Here is a 16283-nt window from a genome sequence, read left to right on the forward strand (position 1 = left end):
AAGGCAATATGCATGCCCCAGCCATTGTGCACACCCAGGTCAACCCATGCTGATCGACGAAGAACTGACCCTCAAGAAGCTGGAAACCTTCCTCGCCTTCATGCGCACCGGCAACCTCGGCCGCGCCGCCGCGGAGCTGGCCACCAGTGCCGTCAGCGTGCACCGCGCCATCCACTCGCTGGAAAGCGCACTGCGCTGCCCGCTGTTCAAGCATGAAGGCCGCCAGCTGATCCCGCTGGAAAGCGCCTACGTGCTGGAAAAGAAAGCCCGCCAGCTGATCCAGGACGCCGAGCAGATGGTCCGCCTTACCCGCGAGGCCGCCGGCTTCTACGCCGAGCGCTTCCGCCTGGGCGCGCTCTACTCGCTGACGGTGAAAACCGTACCCAAGCTAGTCATGGGCCTCAAGCTGCGCCGCAGCGAACTCAACATCGACCTGACCCTGGGCTCCAACGTCGACCTGCTGCAGCGCCTGAAGAACCACGAACTGGAGGCCATCCTCGTGTCGCTCGACGAAAGCGTCAGCGACCCGGCCTGCGAGCAGTTACCGCTGTTCTCCGACGACATCTTCCTTGCCGTGCCCATCGATTCACCCTTCGCCGAGCAGGCCGAGGTGGACCTGGCCGACCTGGCCGACTCCACCTTCATCACCCTGACCCAGGGCTTTGCCACCCACCGCGATGGTGCCCGGGTGTTCCAGCAGGCCGGCTTCGAACCCAAGGTAGCCATGCAGGTGAACGATATCTTCACCCTGCTGAGCATGGTCAGCTCGGGCGTGGGCTTTGCCTTGCTGCCTGGGCGGATCGCAGCGGTGTATGAAAACCGGGTCAGGTTGATTGCCCTGAAGCCGCAATATCGCTTGCAGCAGCATATTGGCGTGGTGTTCCTCAAGGCGCGGGAGCGGGAGCCGAACCTGCTGGCGTTGCTGGCAGAGTGCCGGATGTACAGCCTGGAGCGCTGAAGGGCTGCGGACACAGCTTCTTTTGTTGTTTGCTGCACTGGCCTCTTCGCGGGTGAACCCGCTTGTATGGTTAGACTTGAAGGGGTGGTGGGACTAAATGCCCGATTCTGACTGTTCACAGCAGTACAGACCGTGGGAGACATCGCCCCACCCCTTCCACCAAAGCGCCGATAAAGAATGCATCGTTTGCAAGCGACGATAGAAGCAAGCCAGCGCCTCTTGGTGAAACCCCTTCAAGCCGAAAAACCATAACGTGAGGAGCCGCCCATGGCAATGCAGGTAGGTAAGTTGATCGTGGGTGCGGATGTCGCGAAGGCTGAGCTGGTTATCCACCACGATGATCGCGACGAGATCATCAGGCTGAAAAACTCCAAACTCGAGATCAGAAGGTGGCTCAAGCAACAAACCCTCAACACCGCTATCGCTGTTGAGGCGACCAATGTCTACCACTTGGACCTGGTTGAATTGGCCCACAGCCTAGGCTTCGAGGTCTATGTCATCGATGGTTTTCAATTGAGCAACTACCGGAAAAGTGTTGGGGGACGGGTTAAAACCGACCCCTCCGATGCTCGGTTGTTGTCCCGTTTTTTAAAAAATGAAGGCGAGGACCTTCGCCCTTGGAGCCCGCCTCCCGCTGTCTACGGCAAGCTTCAGAGCCTCTTGCGACGCAGAGCCGCCTTGGTGACTGCTCGTACTGCAATGACTCAGAGCTGGGCTAACGAAAGCCTTTTGAAAGCCGCCTTCGAAACTTTTGTGAAGTCGATAGATCGGCTGGATCAGTTGATTCAAAAGAAGATTAAAGAAGTACTGCGAGACGCTGGGCTACAGGAACAAGTCGCTCGCTGCCAGGCAGTAGAGGGCATTGGTTTTCTCACCGCCGCAGCATTGGTGATGGCTTTTACAAGGGGCGAGTTCAAAAGCAGTGACTCGTACATTGCATTCCTAGGAATGGATTTACGAGTCAGTGATTCCGGGCAGAAGAATGGGCGACGTCGCCTCACCAAGCGAGGTTGTTCAGAAATTCGTCGCTTATTGCACAACGCTGCGATGGCGGCCAGCAGATCGGCAGCCTGGAAAGGGCTTTACGAACAGCATCGGAGCAGTGGTAAAGCAACAACCCAAGCGTTGGTAATCCTGGCAAGAAAGCTCGCGCGGGTGGCATTCGCCCTGATGAAAAATCAGGACGAATACGTCACTAAAGGCGCGAAACTGGCTTGCTGAAAACCATAGAATCTCCCACAGGTACCGAGCAGACCTCGGGCAATGCACATTCCCTGTGGTTTTGTTGTTTGCTGCACTGGCCTCTTCGCGGGTAAACCCGCTCCCACAGGTACCGAGCAGGCCTCGGGCAATGCACATTCCCTGTGGTTTTGTTGTTTGCTGTACTGGCCTCTTCGCGGGTAAACTGTTCTGGTCAAGTATTTCCGGACACCGGTTACGGTGATCAAGCCGCCTGCTGCTCCATAGCTATTGGTGACAGGTAGTCGTTGTAGCTGTGGAGCCTGATTCGGTTGTATCGCATGAAGAAGCTGGTCATGTCCTGCTTGGCTTCTTCAATTTCCTTGTAGCCCTTGGGCGGCACCCATTCTGACTTGAGCGTTCCAAAGAAACGCTCTGTTGGTGCGTTGTCCCAGCATTGTCCCCTGCGACTCATGCTCTGCGTTATGCCATGCTCAAGCAGCTCGGACTGGAAGCGCTGGCTGGTGTATTGGCAGCCTTGATCCGAGTGAAACATCAAGCCTGTATGCTTGCCCCTAACCCCTACTGCCATCCTCAGTGCCTTGCTAACCAAGTTGGCGTCGTTGATCAGGGAAAACGCCCAGCCAACGATCCGACGCGCAAACAAGTCAATCACTACTGCCAGGTGATACCAGCGCTTCCCGACCATCAAACTGGTCACGTCACCGCACCAGACCTGGTTAATTGCTGTTGGCTCAAAGTTGCGTTCGAGCAGGTTCTTGGCCACAAACGCTTCAACACCTTTGGAGCGATTCCGATGAGGACGACGCTGCTTGCTTTCCAGATTTGCCTCCTCCATGAGTTTTCCGGCCAGATACCGTCCCACCTTGAGCTGCTGGGCCTTCAGGTACTCAGAGATCATTCTCGCGCCCGCGCTTCCCCTGCTTTCGACGTGCAGCTGAACTACTTTCTCTCAGAGTTCGTCACGCTTGGTATTCGGTGTTGAACGACGGCGAAGCCAGTCATAAAACGCGCTACGGGATACGCTCAGCGCACTGCAAAGAAGGCTGGTCGGATACGAGCCTGACTCTCTCAGTTCCTCAATCAGGAAAAACGATCGGGATCCGACATCAAGAGAGCCGTAGCCTTTTTTAAGATTTCAGCCTCGGTCTCCAGGCGCTTGATCTTGGCTCGCAGCTGCTGGAGCTCGCGCTGTTCGTCGCTGATCGCTTTGGTACCGGCTACTGGCTGGCCCTTGTGTCGCTCTTTACGCACCTGATCAACCCAGCGGCGCAGGGCTGTAGGGCCGACGTCCATTGAGGCGCAGACGTCGGGAATCGAGCAGTGGTCATCAAGGACCATGCTGGCAGCACGTTGCTTGAACTCGCGGGTGTAGGTCTTTCGTTCTTGCATGGAACCTCCTGATTGGGCGAATCATATCGCCCTTAAGAGGTGTCCGGGATCATTAGGCCAGTTCAAACCCGCTCCCACAGGTACCGAGCAGGCCTCGGGCAATGCACATTCCCTGTGGTTTTGTTGTTTGCTGCACTGGCCTCTTCGTGGGTAACCCGCTCCCACAGGTACCGAGCAAGCCTCGGGCAATGCACATTCCCTGTGGTTTTGTTGTTTGCTGCACTGGCCTCTTCGCGGGTAAACCCGCTCCCACAGGTACCGAGCAGGCCTCGGGCAATGCACATTCCCTGTGGGAGCGGGTTTACCCGCGAAGAGGCCGGTACAGGCTGACTCAAGCAATCAGGGCCCGCTGCACCTCCCCCACCGTTGTAGCCAGGCTGTTCAGGTGCAGGTTCAACACCCGCTCCACCGGCGCCTGGTCCAGCGGCCAGTGCAAGGCAATGCTCCCGGCCAGGCGCCCTTCGGCATGCACCGGCAGGGCAATGGCGCGGATCAGGAACGGCAAGCGCACCGGGTACTCCCAGTGCCCTTCGGTGCGCTGGCCGAACCCCTTGTTCGCTTCCTCCTCGATATCGCGCAGCACCGTCTCGTCGCCCACCCGCTCATGGGCCGCCAGGCGCTGCACTTCATCGACCGCCAACTCACCCAGGCATGCCCGTCCCATCGCCGAGTGGAACAGGCTGGCATGATGCCCGACGATCTGGCAGGTGTGCGGGTAACGCTTGCGCAATACTTGGGGCACAGCGCTTTCCATCACCTCCAGCCGCTCGCCGTCGAAACACGACAGGTCGGCCACCAGCCCGGTGCGTTCGCTCAATTCCAGTAGCATGGGCGCGGCGTGTTCCACCAGGCGCCGTTTGAAACGCAGCTGGCGGTCACCGAACAGGCGCCGCGCGCACAGCCGGTAACGCCTGTCGCTGAGGCCGCGGTAAACCCAGCCCTGCTCCTGCAAGGTGGCGAGCATGCGCGACACCGTGGCCTTGGGCAGCGCCGTCAGGTAATGCAGTTCTTCCAGGCCCAGCGCCTGGTGTTCGCCAAGCAGGTCGACGATGGCCAGCGCCCGTTCCACCGAACGCACGCCGCCACTGTCTGCCGTGATGCCCATGAGTGTGACCTCCCTGTAACTGGATGGTCAGGATAGCCAGCAAGATCCGCGCCTGCCCAGTGGTTTCATGGCGCTTGCAGGCTCCGGGGTGCGCGCCGCGCTACCCAACGGGTGAGCTGTTCATGGGCATGGGCCAGCTGCAACACCGCATGGTCGGCCTGGGCCGGGCCGATGATCTGCAGGCCCATGGGCAACCCGGCAGCGTTGAAACCGACCGGTACGCTGATGCTAGGCAAGCCGGCCAGGGTCGGCCCAATCACCACTTCCATCCAGCGGTGATAGGTGTCCATCGCCCGCCCACCGACCACCGTTGGCCACGGTTGCCATGCATCGAATGGGAACACCTGGGCCGATGGCAACAGCAGGTAATCGTAACGCTCGAACAGCTTGCCCAGCGCGCGGTACCAGTCGCTGCGGGCCACCGAAGCCTGGTACACCGCTGCCGCGCTCAGTTGCAGGCCACCCTCCACCTCCCACTGCGCCTCGGGCTTGAGCAGCGCGCGCTTGCCCGGGTCGGCATAGGCCGCAGCGAGGTTGCCGTGCACCAGGAAGTGGCGATGGGTCAGCCAGCACTGCCACAAACGCGCCATGTCGAACGCCGGCTGGCAGGCCTCGACCCGGCAGCCAAGTTCGGCGAAGTCTGCCAGGGCCGCTTCGCACAGGCCCAGTACCCCGTCATCCATCGCCAGGTAACCGTCGTAGTCGCCCAGCCAGCCAACCCGCACGCCGCGAAAATCGCGCTGCAACCCGGCGGCAAAATCGCGCCGGCCCTCGCCCAGCGACAACGGCGCCCGCGCATCGAAGCCCGCCTGGGTCGACAACAGCCGCGCCACATCCACCACACTGCGGCCCATCGGCCCCTCGGTGGCCAGCTGCTGCACGAACAGTTCCGGCGCCGGCCCGTGGGGAACGCGGCCCTGCGACGGGCGCAGGCCATACACGTTGTTGAACGCCGCCGGGTTGCGCAGCGAGCCCATCATGTCGCTGCCATCGGCGACCGGCAGCAGGCGCATGGCCAGCGCCGCCGCCGCCCCACCGCTGCTACCCCCGGCCACCTTGCCCGGGTCGTAGGCGTTGGTGGTGGTGCCGAACAGGGTGTTGTAGGTCTGCGAACCAAGGCCGAATTCCGGCACATTGCTCTTGCCCACGATCAGCGCACCACTGGCCCGCACCCGCGCCACACTGATCGCGTCCTGCTCGGGCACCTGCTCGGCGAACAGCGGCGAGCCCAACGTGGTGCGCAGCCCGGCAGTGGCAGCCAGGTCCTTGATCGCCTGGGGCATGCCATGCATCCAGCCGCGCGAATGGCCCCGGCCCAGCTCGCGGTCACGCTCATCGGCCTCGGCCAGCAGCGCCTCGGCCGGGCGCAGCGACACCAGCGCGTTTACCTGCGGGTTGAAGCGTTCGATGTGCGCCAGATAAGCCTGCATCACCTCCCGGCACGATATCTGGCGGGCATGGATGGCCCGGGACAATGCCTCGGCATCGAGGGCAACGATGGGGTCGATGGCTAGCGGCATCACGGTTTCACTCCAAGGTTGAAAGCGGCAGGCTTGCCCGCGCGTGGGGCTTCTTTCAGGCAATAGGTGCCCAGCAGTGTCAGCAGGCAGGCGAACAGCACGTAGAACGATGGCGCCACCGGGGTACCGAGCACCTTGCTCAGCCAGGTGACGATCAACGGGGCGAAGCCGCCGAACACCATCACCGCCACGTTATAGGCCACCGACACACCGGTAGAACGCACCTCGACCGGGAACTGCTCGGCCAGGGCCGTGGGCGCCGGCCCGAAGAAGCCACCGATGGCGGTGCACAGCAGCAGTTGCATCACCAGCAGGCGCTCCAGCGACGGCGCGGCAGCCACCCACACATACAACGGGTAGACCATGACGAAGAACGCCAGGGTGAAGGCCATCAGCACCGGGCGCCGCCCCAGCCGGTCAGACAACGCCCCGGACAGCGGGATCACCACGGTCATCAGCCCAACCGCAAGCATCTGCACCAGCAGCACCTGGTCCAGCGGCAGCCCGAGGTTCTTGTGGGCGAAGGTCGGCATGTTCACCAGCACCACGTAGAACGACACCGTCGCGCCACAGGCCAGACCCATCGATACCAACAGGCTGCGCCGATGCTCACGCAGCACCTGCCACAGGCTGGGCGACTGGCCCTTGGCCTGGCGGCGCGCCTCGATGAATTCCTCGGGCTCTTCCATGTGCTTGCGAATCCACAGCCCCACCGGGCCGATCAGCAGGCCAAGCACGAACGGGATACGCCAGCCCCAGCTGTCCAGCGCCGCTGGCGTGCACAGGTGGGTGACCAAGGCCACCATCGCCGCCCCGGAGAACACCGCCAGGCACTGCCCCACCAACTGCCACGAGCCATACAGGCCCTTGCGGTGGGCCGGCGCGCTCTCCACCAGAAAGGCCGTGGCGCTGGCGTACTCGCCGCCGGTGGCAAAACCCTGCAGCATGCGCGCCACCACGATCAGCATCGGCGCGGCCATGCCGATGGCCAGGTAGTCGGGTGCAAAGACGATCATGGCAATGGAGACGGTCATCAGCCGGATGATCATCTGCATCGCCGCCTTGCGGCCCTTGCGGTCGGAATACATGCCCAGCAGCACGCCGCCCACCGGGCGCATGAAAAAGCCGACGCCGAAGGTGGCCAGGGCCATCAGCAGCGAGGCGTATTCGTCGTCGGAGGGGAAGAACTGCCGGGCGATGATGCTGGCCAGAAAGCCGTACACGATAAAGTCATACCACTCCAGGGCGTTGCCGATGACGGCGGCGACCACTTGCCGGGTACGCGACACGCCGGTGCTCGAAGTCTGCATAGGAAACACTCCACACAATGATTGGGTGATCGCCCAGGCGCGGTCGCGCCCGGGTTCCAGCGGCAGTCGTCAAAAAGGAAAGGTCAGGCGGGCGCGAGCCAGCGCTCTGCCAGCGCACCCCAGTAGGCGGCGCCGGTCAGCAGGATGTCGTCGTTGAAGTCGTAGGCCGGGTTGTGCACCATCGGCCGCGATACGCCATTGCCGATGAACAGGTAGGCGCCCGGGCAGCGTTGCAGCATCCAGGCGAAGTCTTCGCTGCCCATCAGCTTGCGGGTGTTGCCATCCACGGCCTCGGCACCGAGCAATTCCACCCCCACCTGCCGGGCGAAGGCGTTTTCCGCGGCGTGGTTGACCAACACCGGGTAGGCCGGGCGGTGTTCGATGGTGGCGCGGCAGCCAAAGCTCTCGGCCTGGCTGACGATGATCGCCCGCACCCGCTCCAGGGTCTGCGCCCGCACCTCGGCGTTCAGCGCGCGCAGGCTCAGGCGCAGCAGCGCCTGTTGCGGGATCACGTTGGCCGCTTCGCCGGCCTGCAAGGCGCCCACGGTAACCACGGCTGCCTCCTGCGCATCGATATTGCGCGCCACCACGGTTTGCAGGGCCATCACCACACTGGCCGCCGCCACCAGCGGGTCGACGGTCAGGTGCGGCATCGAGCCATGGCCGCCAACCCCGTCGAGGGTCACCGTGAGCAGGTCTTGCGAGGCCATCATCGGCCCCTCTCGAAAGCCCAGGTGCCCGGCCGGCAGCCCGGGCATGTTGTGCATGCCGAACAGTGCATCGCAAGGGAAGCGCTCCAGCAGGCCGTCGGCCAGCATCGCCTCGGCGCCACCCTGGCCCTCCTCGGCCGGCTGGAAGATCAGCGTCAGCGTCCCGTCGAACTGCCGGGTCGCCGCCAGGTAGCGCGCGGCGCCAAGCAGCATGGTGGTATGCCCGTCATGGCCGCAGGCGTGCATGCAGCCCTGGTGCCGGCTGCTGTACGCGGCGCCGGTAGCCTCGTGGATGGGCAGCGCGTCCATGTCGGCGCGCAGGCCCAGGCGGCGTGGGCTGCTGCCATTGCGCAGTACGCCGACCACGCCGGTCTTGCCGATACCGGTGTGCACTTCATAGCCCCATTCTTCGAGCAGCTGGGCAACCAGCGCCGAAGTGCGGCTTTCTTCGAAGCCCAGTTCCGGGTGAGCGTGGATATCGTGACGGATTGCGTGCAGGTCGCTGGCCACATCGTTCAGCCAGGCCAGGATGTGCTGATGTCGGGACATGTAGAGTCTCCTCGCGCGGGTGATTTCCCGTTCTTGTTGTTCGCCTTGAGGTCACGACGGGTGAGGCAGGTCGTGCTTGGCTGACAGATAAGCGGTAACTGCTCCATTAACCCAACATTCAAATCGTTTAGCTAATCCCGGATGCTGTGCTCCCGATTTCTTGCTGGCGCCCATCCGCCATGATGCGACCTCGATGCAAAAGTCAAAAATCTCTAGCCCAAACCGTCGACTTCTGAAAATCCATCGACGGCCTACCTGCTCTGGTCAAGTCGGACATCAATCTCGCGGTATTTGACCCGTGCTTTTCGTCGATAACCTTCCCCAACTGAGGATGAAACCTGCGCAGCATTACTGTCAGTCGATCCTCCATGCCAAGGTTTTCTACCCGTAACTCACCAGGGGCCAGAGGCTGCTAGGCGCGGAACCCAAATTTTGCACCATTGAATAGCCATTACCTGGCGATTCTGTGCCACTGAAATGGCCTGGCCTTGGCATTCTTATACCGACTGAATGGAATCGGACTATTTAGCACCATTTCTGTGCCACAGAATTGCCATTTAATGCCACGGAAATGCAGGATTCTGTTCTTTCTGTCCTCATTTGAGCCCCTTTGGTCCTGTACCGGGGGTAGGACTTTTTTTGTTTGACGATGACTCCAGCCCGGCATTTCGCTGGACTACGCCTAAGCCCGCTACAGCAGGTTTATCAATAACTTAGGCGCGTCCATCATATGCCGGTGCTTTCCGAAACTTGACCCGGCTTCCGGTCGCGTGGCTCCCATGTGGCTCTTGGAAACCGAGGTTTCCGAGGAGTCGTCATGGCAAGAATCAAACTCACCAAGTCCGCCATCGATGCGGCAAAGCCCCAGGCGCAGGCCGTCGAACTCCGGGACACCGTGGTGCCCGGCTTCCTGTGCAAGATCACCCCGGCCGGCCGCAAGGTGTTCATGCTCCAGTACCGCACGAACGCCGGCGAGCGCCGCAAGCCTGCCTTGGGCCAGTTTGGCGAACTGACTGTCGAACAGGCCCGTTTCATGGCGCAGGAGTGGCTGGCCGAAGTGCGCAAGGGCGGCGACCCCAGCGCGGCCAAGAATGCCGCCCGCAAGGCGCCGACCATGAAGGAGTATTGCCAGACCTTCATGGAGGACTACTCCAAGCAGCGCAACAAGCCGAGCACGCAGCGCGGCTATCAGGGGGTCATCGACCGCAACATCATTCCCATCATGGGCCGGATGAAGGTGCAGGAAGTGAAGCGCCCGGACGTGGCCGCACTGATGAAGAAGCTGGCCCACAAGCCGGCCGAGGCGAACCGCACCTTCGGCGTGCTGCGCAAGATGTTCAACCTAGCCGAAGTGTGGGGCCTTCGCCCGGACGGCACCAATCCGTGCCGCCACGTTCCCATGTACCCGCCCGGCAAGGAAACCCGGCTCATCGTGGACGATGAACTGGTGCGGATCTTCCGCCAGTTGGAGACGCTGGAGGCAGAGGGACTGGAGAACTACGTCATTCCGCTGGCGATCCGCCTGCAATTCGAGTTTGCCGCCCGCCGCTCCGAAATCTGCCCGCTCGAATGGGACTGGGTTGATCTGGAGAAGCGCCGGGTGGTCTGGCCCGACAGCAAGACCGGCGGCATCTCCAAGCCCATGAGCGAGGAAGCCTATCGGCTGCTTTCGACGGCGCCGCGCCTGGAAGGTTGCCCCTATGTCCTGCCGTCGCCCAACGACGCGACCAAACACTTGACCCACGGCGAGCACTATGGCGGTTGGAAGCGCGTGCTCAAGGCCGCCGGCGTGCCACATGTTGGCACGCACGGTATCCGCCACCGGGCCACCACCGACATTGCCAATTCGGGCGTGCCAACCAAGGTGGGCATGAAGCTGACGGGCCACAAGACCGTAGCGATGTTCATGCACTACGTCCACACCGAGGACAAGCCGGTGCGGGAAGCGGCCGAACTGGTGGCGAGCCGGCGGCAGGCCATCACGGGCGTGCGGCGCCTTGCGGAGGCGACGGCATGAGCAAGAAGACGCTTTCGGTGGCGGGGGACACCCCCGCCGCCCCGCCAGCCGGTTATGCCGGCATCCACGGCGGTATCGTGGAAGTGCTCGATGCCGCCCGCCATGCGGCGGCACGCAGCGTCAATGCGCTGATGACCGCCAGCTATTGGGAGATTGGCCGCCGGATCGTGGAGGCCGAGCAACGGGGCAAGCGGCGTGCCGGGTACGGCGAACAGTTGATCGAACGGCTGTCGGCTGACTTGACCGCGCAGTTCGGGCGCGGGTTCAGCCGCCCGAACTTGCAGCAAATGCGGTCGTTCTTCCTGACCTGGCCAATTCGCCAGACAGTGTCTAGCGAATCTTCCCCGGCGCCAGTGGCGCGGGCGCGTCCCTGGCGCCTCGATGAACTGGCCCAGGTCTTCACGCTGCCGTGGTCGGCCTACGTCCGGCTGCTGTCGGTCAAGGACGAACACGCCCGCCGCTTCTACGAGGCCGAAGCCCTGCGCGGCGGATGGAGCGTGCGCCAGCTCGACCGGCAGATCAACAGCCAGTTCTACGAGCGCACGGCGCTGTCGAAGAACAAGGCGGCGATGCTGGTCAAGGGCGCCGTGCCCAACCCCGGGGATGCCGTCACTCCCGACGACGCGATCAAAGACCCGTATGTGCTGGAGTTCCTTGACCTCAAGGATGAGTATTCGGAATCCGATCTTGAGCAAGCCCTGATCCGGCGGCTGGAGGATTTCCTGCTCGAACTGGGCGACGGTTTCGCCTTCGTCGGGCGGCAGCGCCGATTGCGCATCGACCAGACCTGGTATCGGGTCGATCTGCTGTTCTTCCATCGTCGCTTGCGTTGCCTGGTCATCATCGACTTGAAGCTCGGCGCGCTGACCCATGCCGACGTGGGCCAGATGCACCTCTATTGCAACTATGCGAAGGAGCACTGGACGTTTGCCGACGAGAACCCGCCCGTGGGTCTGATCCTCTGCGCCGACAAGGGCCATGCCTTGGCGCGGTATGCGCTGGAGGGCTTGCCGTCCAAGGTGATGGCGGCGAACTACAAGATGGTGCTGCCGGATGCCGAAGTGCTGCAAGAGGAACTGGAGAACACGCGGCGGCTGATCGAATCGCGCGGAACGATCGTCCCCAAGAAGCGCAAGCGATAACCGGGCGTCCCGGCGTGCCGCCGTCGGGTTCGCGGGCTGCGCCCCGCGCTTCGTGCCGAATCGCGGCCATCCAGCTTTGACCCCTGACGCCTTCGGCCCTCGCGGGCCTGCGCGCTGCGCTTGCTCAAAGGCGGGTGTGTGCAGTGGGCGGGGTTTAGGCGGTCTTGCTGTTCCCTTCACCGTACCACGGCGTTCTCGCCGTCAAAGGCGGCGCGCGCCATGCGCGCTGGCGTCCTGGCGGCCGTCTTCGACCTTGTGACTGCTTGCGCTGCGCCGTGCTGAACACGGTTCCGGGCAATTCCGCCCGAGCAACCGGAGCACGATCATGTCGCAACTGTCCTTTTCCTCGTTCGATGACGCTTTGCTGGTGCGTGACTCTCACGGGCACTATGCGCTGGCATCGGCCGATCAGATTCTGGAGGCCGCGCGCCTGGTCATCGACCAGAAGATGCAGCGGGGTACGTCTTTCACTTCACCGGCGGCGGTCAAGGAATACCTGCTTGCCAAGCTGGCCGGCTTCGAGCATGAGGTGTTCTCGGTGTTGTTCCTCGACACGCAGCATCGGCTGATCGAATACAGGGAAATGTTCCACGGCACAATCGACTCGGCCGAAGTGCATCCGCGCGAAGTGGTCAAGGAGGCGCTTCGGCTCAACGCGGCGGCTCTGGTCATCTCGCACAACCACCCAAGTGGCAACCCGGAGCCGAGCGCGGCAGACCGGGCGCTGACCCGGCGGCTCAAGGATGCGCTGGGGCTGGTGGACGTGCGCGTGCTCGATCACGTCATCGTCGCTGGCAGCACCACGGCGTCGTTCGCAGAACGCGGCCTGATCTGACCAAGGGGCTTCGGCCCCTTTTTGCTGCGCCCGATTGCGGCTATGCCAAGGCCCGCAGCCATGCCAGCAAATCGGCCTGCGGGCTATCGGGCTGCAAGGGCCGCGGCGACAACAGGCAATAGCGCGAGCCGTCCTCCACGAAACCCAGCGGCGCGGCCAGCACGCCGCTGTCCAGATCGTCGCGTGCCAGATGCCACGGGCCGACCGCCACACCCAGGCCGGCCACGGCCGCCTGCAAGCTGAAATAGAAATGATCGAAGGTTTGTCCCGGCGCATCAGGTGCGGGCTGGTCTGCGGCCGCCGCCCATTCCGGCCACGCGCCCGGCCGCGTGCGCGTGTGCAGGCGCGGTGCGCCGGCCTTGAGCGCGGCGCCGGCCTTCTTCGTGGTGAACCAGGCCGCCACCTTGTCGGGACGGCAGACCGGGCCGACCTTTTCCGCGAACAAGGGTTCGGCGTGGTAGCCCTCGGGCCAGGGGAAGTCGTCGCGGCGGATCGCCAGGTCGATGCCGTTGGCGAAGGAGAACGGCCCGCCCCCGGCGACCAGGTGTACGTCGATCCCCGGATGCCGGGCCTGGAAGTCCGGCCAGCGCGGGATCAGCCAGCGCATCAGCAGCGTCGGCTCGCACGACAGCACCCAGCGCCGCCCCTGGCGGGCGCTGGCGCGCAACTCGCCGACGGCCTGCCGCATCAGATCCAGCCCATTGCCCACGGCCCGCGCCAGCGTGCGGCCGGCATCGGTCAGGAACACGCGCCGGCTGCGGCGCTCGAATAGCGCCACGCCCAGTTCGTCTTCGAGCAGGCGCACGGCGCGGCTGACCGCGCCGTGGGTCAGGTGCAACTCGGCCGCCGCCCGGCTGAAATTCTCCAGCCGGGCCGCCGTCTCGAAGCAGCGCAGGGCCAGCAGCGAAGGCAGGCGCGAATCGCTCGATGGTGATTCCAGCTCACCATTCTTGTCAGAAAACATCGTTATCCACCGGGAGATGTTGTCGGTAGCATCTCGCTAATTCGTTGTTCTTCGACAGGATACGCCATGACCGAATTGATAGCTGTCATCACAATCACCTTGCTGGCCGTCATCAGCCCTGGGCCGGACTTTGCGATGGTCACGCGCAACAGTCTGATGCTGTCGCGCCGTGCCGGCATGCTGACGGCCCTGGGCATCGGCTTGGGCGTGCTCGTCCACGTCACCTATACGCTCGTCGGCGTGGGCCTGTTGATCCAGCAGTCGCTCTGGCTGTTCAACGCCATCAAGTTGGTCGGTGCCGTCTATCTGATCTATCTCGGCGTGAAGATGCTGCGCGCCAAGCCCAGCGGCGCGCTGGCCGACAGTACCGTGGCGCCGCTGTCGGATATGGCGGCTTTGCGTACCGGCTTCCTGACCAATGCGCTGAACCCGAAGACCACGGTGTTCATCGTCAGCCTGTTCATGCAGGTGGTGCGGCCCGACACGCCGCTGGCGGTGCAGATCGGCTACGGCGCATTCATCTCGGTTGCGCACATGGCCTGGTTCGGCCTCGTGGCGCTTTGCTTCTCGGCCGGGGCCGTGCGCGACCGGCTGCTGGCCGTGCGCCACTGGATCGACCGCGCCTTCGGCGGGCTGCTGGTCGGATTCGGTGTCCTGCTGGCGGTGGCGCGCGGGGCGCGCTGACTGCGCGGGGCATCGCGCCGCCCTGCGGCGTCTCGACCCTGGGGGGGAAACGCTGCCTCGGAAATCCGAGACAGCGTTTCGGAAATCCATTCCCTATCGTGTGCTTCTCAACGTGCCAGGAGGACGAGGACAGCCACCGCCAGCAGGATCAGCATGGCACCGGAGATGCGTTCCAGCCACGGCAGCGCCCGCGCGAAGCGGCGCAGCACGGCCTGGTTGCCGATGAGGACTGCGACCAGCACGTCCCACAGCAGCACGATGCTGAACATCCAGACGCCATAGATCGTCTTCCAGCCCGCGCTGGCATGCGCGCCGGTCAGCATCGCGGCCAGGCTCGCGTAGAACAGCGCGTTCTTCGGATTCAGGATGCCGGACAGGAAGCCCATGCCGGTTGCGCGTCGCCACGCGATGAAAGGATGCGCGGGTGCCGTGGAACGCCCGCCATTCGAGACATCCAGGTCGCTGCGGCCCGCGTGGCGGATGAACAGCACGCCAAGATAGAGCAGGTAAGCGCAGCCGGCCAGTTGCAATACGACGAACGGGAGGCTGTCCGGGCGCAGTGCCGCCATGCCGGCGAAGGCGGCAACGATGAAAACGCCATTGGCGACGGCGATCCCCAGGCAGGCGCCGCTGGCGACCCGCCAGCCGGCGGACAGCGAGGTTCGGGCGATCAGGAAAAAGTCGGGGCCGGGAGAAAGCAGCGCCAGGAAATGCGCTGCGGCAATCATCAGGAACGGCTGCATTCAGGACGCACTCGTAGTTTTTCTACGCAGTGTGCCGGCCGCAGCGCCTTCCGTATTGAAGGAAATTGCAGCCGCGCCGCTTGCGGCGTCAGGCCCGGAAACGGCCGGGCGTCACACCGGCATGCGCCTTGAACACCCGCTGGAAATGGGCCTGATCGGCGAAGCCGAGATGCTGGGCCACGTCTGCAAGGCTGTCACCGCTGCGAATCCACTCCCTGGCGAGGTTGACGCGCTGGTTGAGTTGCCAGGCGTGCGGCGTCATGCCGGTGACGGCGCGGAATGCCCGGATCACCTGATAGCGGCTCATGCCTGCCAGGTCTGCCAACTTCTCCAGGGTGGTAGTGGCGGTGGGCGAAGCACACAGACAGTCCAGGGCGGGCCGAATCCGCTCCGCCAGGTTCGACGGCACGGTCGGCCCTTTGATGGAGAGCCCCTGTTCGGTGTCGTAGTCCCCGACGAACTCGATCAGCGCGGCCTCCTTCTCGATCGGGTCGCCTTCCTTGAACAGCAGCACGTTGAGTCGGCAGAAGTGCGCATAGACCGCCGGATCGGTCACGATGCGCACCGGCTCGTCGTCCATCGCGTCGGTTCGGGCGTACTCCCGCCGAACAGCCTGGAGCCACGCGGCGTCCAGGTGCAGCATCTGGTAGCTCCAGGCGGTGTCCGGAGCCGGGTTGCACGCATGGACACGTGATGCGGGCACGAAGACGAGCGTGCCAGGGGACAGGAGAACCGGGCCATCGGCGGCACCGGTGAAAACGCTGGTGCCGCCATCGACGGCACCAATGGAAAAGGTCGGGTGATGGTGGGGCTTGTAGCAGGCCCGGCTCTGGCAGGCGCGGCGGCTCTCGACGAAGGGCAAGGCCGGATCGCGCCAGAATGCCTGGGTATCGCTGCATTGGCCTGCACAGTCCGGACGGCTAGTCATCGTTTCGAGATCGGCGTCCATGCAGTCTTCGCACATTGTTGTTCTGAAAGGTGCGGTGTCTCGGAAACAGACACCCCTGGGTCGCTGGCAATTTTAGCTTCCGGGCCTGGAACAGGCATCCATGCATTAGCGTCCCCGGCCAAGAAGCATGGCCGGGTCGCGCTGTCGTGCGTTGCATCGAGCCTCGCTGCGCGAGTCTCGCCCCTGACGGGCTTCCATCCCTGAC

Annotated in this window: 15 protein-coding genes; 6 read left to right on the forward strand and 9 right to left on the reverse strand. The window is 63.5% G+C overall.

Features of this window, described 5'->3' with window-relative positions; all coding sequences use genetic code 11:
- Positions 1-46: 46 nt before the first annotated feature.
- Together KDB76_RS15820 and KDB76_RS15825 are read left to right on the forward strand one after the other, a co-directional pair.
- A complete protein-coding gene (locus KDB76_RS15820; protein ID WP_003260483.1) occupies positions 47-958 on the forward strand; it encodes a LysR substrate-binding domain-containing protein in 912 nt (303 codons plus the stop codon).
- Positions 959-1225: 267 nt separating this feature from the next.
- The gene (locus KDB76_RS15825; protein ID WP_013973518.1) at positions 1226-2179 is read left to right on the forward strand and encodes an IS110 family transposase; all 954 of its coding nucleotides are present in this window, start codon (positions 1226-1228) and stop codon (positions 2177-2179) included.
- A gap of 223 nt (positions 2180-2402) precedes the next feature.
- Here the strand turns inward: KDB76_RS15825 and KDB76_RS29860 are convergent, their stop codons facing one another.
- The 6 genes from KDB76_RS29860 to KDB76_RS15850 form a co-directional block, all read right to left on the reverse strand.
- Entirely contained in the window at positions 2403-3059 is a 657-nt protein-coding gene (locus tag KDB76_RS29860; RefSeq protein ID WP_249206205.1) for an IS3 family transposase, read from the reverse strand.
- A gap of 182 nt (positions 3060-3241) precedes the next feature.
- Entirely contained in the window at positions 3242-3550 is a 309-nt protein-coding gene (locus KDB76_RS29865; RefSeq protein ID WP_024086157.1) for a transposase, read from the reverse strand.
- A 331-nt stretch (positions 3551-3881) separates the two neighbouring features.
- Positions 3882-4655, reverse strand: a complete 774-nt coding sequence (locus KDB76_RS15835; RefSeq protein ID WP_024087170.1) for a helix-turn-helix domain-containing protein — start codon at positions 4653-4655, stop codon at positions 3882-3884.
- A gap of 65 nt (positions 4656-4720) precedes the next feature.
- Positions 4721-6175: an amidase gene (locus KDB76_RS15840; RefSeq protein ID WP_162472732.1), complete on the reverse strand. Its 1455-nt coding sequence runs from the start codon at positions 6173-6175 to the stop codon at positions 4721-4723.
- Positions 6175-7485 (reverse strand): citrate-proton symporter, encoded by a 1311-nt coding sequence (locus KDB76_RS15845; RefSeq protein WP_013972735.1) that lies wholly within the window; start codon positions 7483-7485, stop codon positions 6175-6177. Before KDB76_RS15845 ends, KDB76_RS15840 begins: the two co-directional genes overlap by 1 nt.
- 83 nt (positions 7486-7568) lie before the next feature.
- Positions 7569-8744, reverse strand: a complete 1176-nt coding sequence (locus KDB76_RS15850) for a M20 aminoacylase family protein (protein WP_013972736.1) — start codon at positions 8742-8744, stop codon at positions 7569-7571.
- A gap of 817 nt (positions 8745-9561) precedes the next feature.
- Between KDB76_RS15850 and KDB76_RS15855 the strand changes: the two genes are divergently transcribed.
- From KDB76_RS15855 to radC, 3 genes are all read left to right on the forward strand, one after another.
- Positions 9562-10761 (forward strand): site-specific integrase, encoded by a 1200-nt coding sequence (locus KDB76_RS15855; RefSeq protein WP_212632150.1) that lies wholly within the window; start codon positions 9562-9564, stop codon positions 10759-10761.
- Complete coding sequence (locus KDB76_RS15860; protein ID WP_042933705.1) at positions 10758-11903, forward strand: PDDEXK nuclease domain-containing protein; 1146 nt, start codon at positions 10758-10760, stop codon at positions 11901-11903. Before KDB76_RS15855 ends, KDB76_RS15860 begins: the two co-directional genes overlap by 4 nt.
- 325 nt (positions 11904-12228) lie before the next feature.
- Positions 12229-12738, forward strand: coding sequence for a DNA repair protein RadC (gene radC, locus KDB76_RS15865; RefSeq protein ID WP_033939127.1), 510 nt, complete (start codon positions 12229-12231; stop codon positions 12736-12738).
- A gap of 40 nt (positions 12739-12778) precedes the next feature.
- On the opposite strand, the gene KDB76_RS15870 is transcribed toward radC, so the two are convergent.
- A complete protein-coding gene (locus tag KDB76_RS15870) occupies positions 12779-13702 on the reverse strand; it encodes a LysR family transcriptional regulator (RefSeq protein ID WP_042933704.1) in 924 nt (307 codons plus the stop codon).
- Between the two features lie 66 nt (positions 13703-13768).
- Between KDB76_RS15870 and KDB76_RS15875 the strand changes: the two genes are divergently transcribed.
- Entirely contained in the window at positions 13769-14386 is a 618-nt protein-coding gene (locus KDB76_RS15875; protein WP_033939129.1) for a LysE family transporter, read from the forward strand.
- Positions 14387-14493: 107 nt separating this feature from the next.
- Here KDB76_RS15875 and KDB76_RS15880 read toward each other — a convergent pair whose 3' ends face one another.
- Positions 14494-15129: a LysE family translocator gene (locus KDB76_RS15880; RefSeq protein ID WP_042933703.1), complete on the reverse strand. Its 636-nt coding sequence runs from the start codon at positions 15127-15129 to the stop codon at positions 14494-14496.
- An 88-nt stretch (positions 15130-15217) separates the two neighbouring features.
- Positions 15218-16057 (reverse strand): AraC family transcriptional regulator, encoded by an 840-nt coding sequence (locus tag KDB76_RS15885; RefSeq protein ID WP_033939142.1) that lies wholly within the window; start codon positions 16055-16057, stop codon positions 15218-15220.
- Between the last annotated feature and the right edge of the window lie 226 nt (positions 16058-16283).

It is taken from the genome of Pseudomonas sp. JS425, from assembly GCF_018223845.1.
GTDB lineage: Bacteria > Pseudomonadota > Gammaproteobacteria > Pseudomonadales > Pseudomonadaceae > Aquipseudomonas > Aquipseudomonas asiatica.

Excerpts from the sequence above, each read along its gene's own strand:
- KDB76_RS15875 (WP_033939129.1), top strand. The coding sequence starts at position 13,769 with ATGACCGAATTGATAGCTGTCATCACAATCACCTTGCTGGCCGTCATC.
- KDB76_RS15870 (WP_042933704.1), bottom strand. The coding sequence starts at position 13,702 with ATGTTTTCTGACAAGAATGGTGAGCTGGAATCACCATCGAGCGATTCG.
- KDB76_RS15885 (WP_033939142.1), bottom strand. The coding sequence starts at position 16,057 with ATGACTAGCCGTCCGGACTGTGCAGGCCAATGCAGCGATACCCAGGCA.
- KDB76_RS15835 (WP_024087170.1), bottom strand. The coding sequence starts at position 4,655 with ATGGGCATCACGGCAGACAGTGGCGGCGTGCGTTCGGTGGAACGGGCG.
- KDB76_RS15880 (WP_042933703.1), bottom strand. The coding sequence starts at position 15,129 with ATGCAGCCGTTCCTGATGATTGCCGCAGCGCATTTCCTGGCGCTGCTT.
- radC (WP_033939127.1), top strand. The coding sequence starts at position 12,229 with ATGTCGCAACTGTCCTTTTCCTCGTTCGATGACGCTTTGCTGGTGCGT.
- KDB76_RS15820 (WP_003260483.1), top strand. The coding sequence starts at position 47 with ATGCTGATCGACGAAGAACTGACCCTCAAGAAGCTGGAAACCTTCCTC.
- KDB76_RS29860 (WP_249206205.1), bottom strand. The coding sequence starts at position 3,059 with ATGATCTCTGAGTACCTGAAGGCCCAGCAGCTCAAGGTGGGACGGTAT.
- KDB76_RS15825 (WP_013973518.1), top strand. The coding sequence starts at position 1,226 with ATGGCAATGCAGGTAGGTAAGTTGATCGTGGGTGCGGATGTCGCGAAG.
- KDB76_RS15860 (WP_042933705.1), top strand. The coding sequence starts at position 10,758 with ATGAGCAAGAAGACGCTTTCGGTGGCGGGGGACACCCCCGCCGCCCCG.
- KDB76_RS15840 (WP_162472732.1), bottom strand. The coding sequence starts at position 6,175 with ATGCCGCTAGCCATCGACCCCATCGTTGCCCTCGATGCCGAGGCATTG.
- KDB76_RS29865 (WP_024086157.1), bottom strand. The coding sequence starts at position 3,550 with ATGCAAGAACGAAAGACCTACACCCGCGAGTTCAAGCAACGTGCTGCC.
- KDB76_RS15855 (WP_212632150.1), top strand. The coding sequence starts at position 9,562 with ATGGCAAGAATCAAACTCACCAAGTCCGCCATCGATGCGGCAAAGCCC.
- KDB76_RS15845 (WP_013972735.1), bottom strand. The coding sequence starts at position 7,485 with ATGCAGACTTCGAGCACCGGCGTGTCGCGTACCCGGCAAGTGGTCGCC.
- KDB76_RS15850 (WP_013972736.1), bottom strand. The coding sequence starts at position 8,744 with ATGTCCCGACATCAGCACATCCTGGCCTGGCTGAACGATGTGGCCAGC.